Raw genomic sequence first — 3,312 nt, 5'->3', positions numbered from 1 at the left:
CAAATAAGCACTAATTTCGCCTCGCTCAGAAGCTGATAAGTGAGAATAACGAGATTTTTTGGTAGAATGGTTAGTGGACATGTTCATCTGCTTTCTATACTGAGTTGGGGAATTCTAGTATATCAGACGAACATGTCTTTTCTGTTGCACTTCATTTTACAACGCGGGTAAATATTTTCTCGATTATTTTGATATTTTAATAGCAAATAGATTGTAGGACATGTGGTATAATGGTAAGGATTGATTATATGGAGAAAAAAGATGATTTATTTTGATAATGCGGCAACAACGCAACCTTATGCAGAGGTGCTTCACACCTATCAGGAGGTGGCGACTAAAATTTTTGGAAATCCTTCTAGCCTACATAATCTTGGCAGCAAATCAACTCGAATTTTAGAAGCTTCTCGTAAACAAATTGCAGAACTTTTAGGAAAGACTGCGGATGAGATTTTTTTTACTTCAGGTGGTACAGAAAGTGATAACTGGGCCATAAAGGGAGTAGCCTTCGAAAAAGCTCGCTATGGTAAGCACATTATTGTGTCTGATATTGAGCATCCTGCGGTTAAGGAGTCGGCAAAATGGCTGAGCACCCAAGGATTTGAGGTGTCTTTTGCACCAGTTGACGAAAAAGGCTTTGTGGACCTTGAAAAATTAGCAGAGCTTCTCAGATCAGATACCACTTTAGTGTCTGTAATGGCTGTTAATAATGAGATTGGTTCTATTCAGCCAATTCAAAAAATTTCTGAGCTATTAGCAGATAAACCAACGATATCCTTTCATGTCGATGCTGTGCAGGCAATTGGTAAAATACCAGTCTCAGATTTTTTGACAGAACGGGTTGATTTAGCATCTTTTTCAGGACATAAGTTTCACGCAGTCCGTGGTGTCGGTTTTCTATATAAAAAGGCAGGTAAAAAATTAGCTCCGCTTTTAACCGGTGGTGGGCAAGAAAAGGATTTACGCTCAACCACTGAAAATGTAGCTGGTATTGCTTCTATGGCAAAAGCTCTGCGATTGACCCTAGACAAAGAAGAAGTCGCTAATATTAAAATTGCTAAGATGCGACAGATTATTCGAGAAGAGTTGCTAAAACATGGGGATATTACCGTTTTTTCAGGAAACGAGAACTTCGCTCCAAATATCTTGGCCTTTGGTATTAAAGGGGTGCGAGGAGAAGTAGTGGTTCATGCATTTGAGGAGCACGAGATTTATATTTCGACGACCTCTGCTTGCTCTTCCAAATCTGGAAAAGCAGCAGGGACTCTAATTTCAATGGGAGTTCCAACCCCATCTGCTCAAACAGCTGTTCGTATTAGTCTTGATGATGACAATGACATGAGTCAAGTTGAGCAATTTTTGACTGTTTTTAGACAAATTTATGAAAAGACAAAGAAAGTGAGATAAGAAATGACGTTAGTTTATTCAGAAATTATGGTTCGCTATGGCGAGCTATCGACTAAAGGAAAGAATCGCATGCGCTTTATTAATAAGCTCAAGCGTAATATTCAAGATGTGTTATCCATTTACCCAGCTGTTCAAGTGACTGCTGATCGTGATCGTTGCCATGTGATTTTAAATGGTCAAGATTATGCTCCTGTCGCAGAAAGTCTCAAACAAATTTTTGGGATTCAAGCCTTTAATCCTGTTTACCGTTTACCTAAGGATGTTACGGTTTTGGAAAATGCGGTGCAGGAAATTATGGCTGGTTTGTATCGTGAGGGATTAACGTTTAAGGTGGCAGCAAAACGTGCTGATCATAGTTTTGAGTTAGATAGTCGTGAACTTAATCATACGTTGGGAGATGCTGTTTTCCGTGCTCTGCCATCCATCCAAGCACAAATGAAAAAACCAGACGTTACACTCAAGGTTGAAATACGTGATGAGGCAGCCTACATTTCTCATGAAGAAATCAAAGGTGCTGGTGGCCTACCAGTTGGAACTTCTGGTAAGGGAATGTTGATGCTATCTGGTGGAATTGATTCACCTGTTGCTGGTTATTTGGCTCTTAAGCGTGGTGTGGATATTGAGGCAGTGCACTTTGCGAGCCCACCCTACACAAGCCCAGGGGCCCTTAAAAAAGCCCACGATTTAACACGCAAATTAACCAAATTTGGTGGCAATATTCAATTTATCGAGGTGCCATTTACCGAAATTCAAGAAGAAATCAAAGAAAAGGCACCAGAAGCCTATTTAATGACCTTGACACGTCGCTTTATGATGCGCATTACAGACCGTATTCGTGAGGAAAGAGATGGGTTAGTAATTGTCAATGGTGAAAGTCTTGGACAAGTTGCTAGTCAAACACTTGAAAGCATGCAGGCTATTAATGCTGTGACAAACACCCCGATCATCCGTCCAGTTGTGACTATGGATAAATTGGAAATCATTGACATTGCAGAAAAAATTGATACCTTCAATATCTCCATCCAACCGTTTGAAGATTGCTGTACTATTTTTGCGCCCGACCGTCCTAAAACAAATCCTAAAATCAAAAATGCCGAACAATATGAACGCCGTATGGATGTTGAAGCTTTAGTTGAAAGAGCTGTAGCTGGTATTATGATTACAGAAATAACACCTCAGGCAGAAAATGATGACGTAGAAGAGATGATTGAGGATTTGTTGTAACTAAGATTCGTTGCATCAATAAAAGGAGCTAGAATGGTATCTAAGAATTACTATTTTGTTGAAATACAGTTTTTGAACGGTGATTCACAGACCTTTCAACTTCCGAAAGATTTACAGGGAGCCATGCGGGCTTACCGCTATGCGAATCAGCAACATTGGGAGAGTCTATTAACCGGTGCATTGATTAATTATCCAAGTGCAGATTATACTAGAAAAAATAACTATAGACCAACGATAAGACTAGGTAAGATCATTCGAGTATTTGCGCAGAAATCTCAACAGAAAAAGCGTAGTAGAGGACAATTTTTAACTTCAGAAAATTGGGAGCAAGAAGGGATTGCACATTTTTGGAGAAGTGTTAAATTTATTCAACATGATTATTCTTTCTGGAATAAGGTTATTTTGGCAATTGATTACTATCGTTGGAAGCGCTGGAAAGAGCGGTAAATGATAATTAATTGATGCCATTAATAAAATGAGAAAAAAGTTGTGGAAGGAGAGTTGTTAAGGTCACCATCAATAAAAATAAATTGAATTGGTCAAATTAAGCAAATAAACCCGCGTTGTAAAATGAAGTGCAACAGAAAAGACATGTTCTTCTGATATACTAGAATTCCCCAACTCAGTATAGAAAGCAGATGAACATGTCCACTAACCATTCTACCAAAAAATCTCGTTATTCTC

Annotated in this window: 3 protein-coding genes; all 3 read left to right on the top strand. The window is 38.9% G+C overall.

Translation table 11 applies throughout. The features are described from left to right. Nucleotides 1-261 precede the first annotated feature (261 nt). From GZ996_RS11445 to GZ996_RS11435, 3 genes are read left to right on the top strand one after another with little or no spacing between them, the layout of a single operon-like run. On the top strand, nucleotides 262-1,404 hold the full coding sequence (locus GZ996_RS11445; protein WP_156806666.1) for a cysteine desulfurase family protein: 1,143 nt from the start codon (nucleotides 262-264) through the stop codon (nucleotides 1,402-1,404). A gap of 3 nt (nucleotides 1,405-1,407) precedes the next feature. Continuing rightward, nucleotides 1,408-2,628 carry a tRNA uracil 4-sulfurtransferase ThiI gene (gene thiI / locus GZ996_RS11440; RefSeq protein WP_161979404.1) on the top strand — a complete coding sequence of 407 codons (1,221 nt, stop codon included), beginning with the start codon at nucleotides 1,408-1,410 and terminating at the stop codon, nucleotides 2,626-2,628. Between the two features lie 33 nt (nucleotides 2,629-2,661). Continuing rightward, nucleotides 2,662-3,075, top strand: coding sequence for a DUF7679 family protein (locus GZ996_RS11435; RefSeq protein WP_161979405.1), 414 nt, complete (start codon nucleotides 2,662-2,664; stop codon nucleotides 3,073-3,075). Nucleotides 3,076-3,312: the final 237 nt, after the last annotated feature.

The organism is Streptococcus sp. S784/96/1, from assembly GCF_902729355.1.
In the GTDB taxonomy this organism is placed as follows: domain Bacteria; phylum Bacillota; class Bacilli; order Lactobacillales; family Streptococcaceae; genus Streptococcus; species Streptococcus caledonicus.
Note: the sequence above shows the minus strand (reverse complement) of the source record. Positions and strands in the feature narration are given on the sequence as shown.

What these genes read in the sequence shown, in the direction of transcription:
- GZ996_RS11445 (WP_156806666.1), top strand. Translation starts at nt 262, where the DNA reads ATGATTTATTTTGATAATGCGGCAACAACGCAACCTTATGCAGAGGTG.
- thiI (WP_161979404.1), top strand. Translation starts at nt 1,408, where the DNA reads ATGACGTTAGTTTATTCAGAAATTATGGTTCGCTATGGCGAGCTATCG.
- GZ996_RS11435 (WP_161979405.1), top strand. Translation starts at nt 2,662, where the DNA reads ATGGTATCTAAGAATTACTATTTTGTTGAAATACAGTTTTTGAACGGT.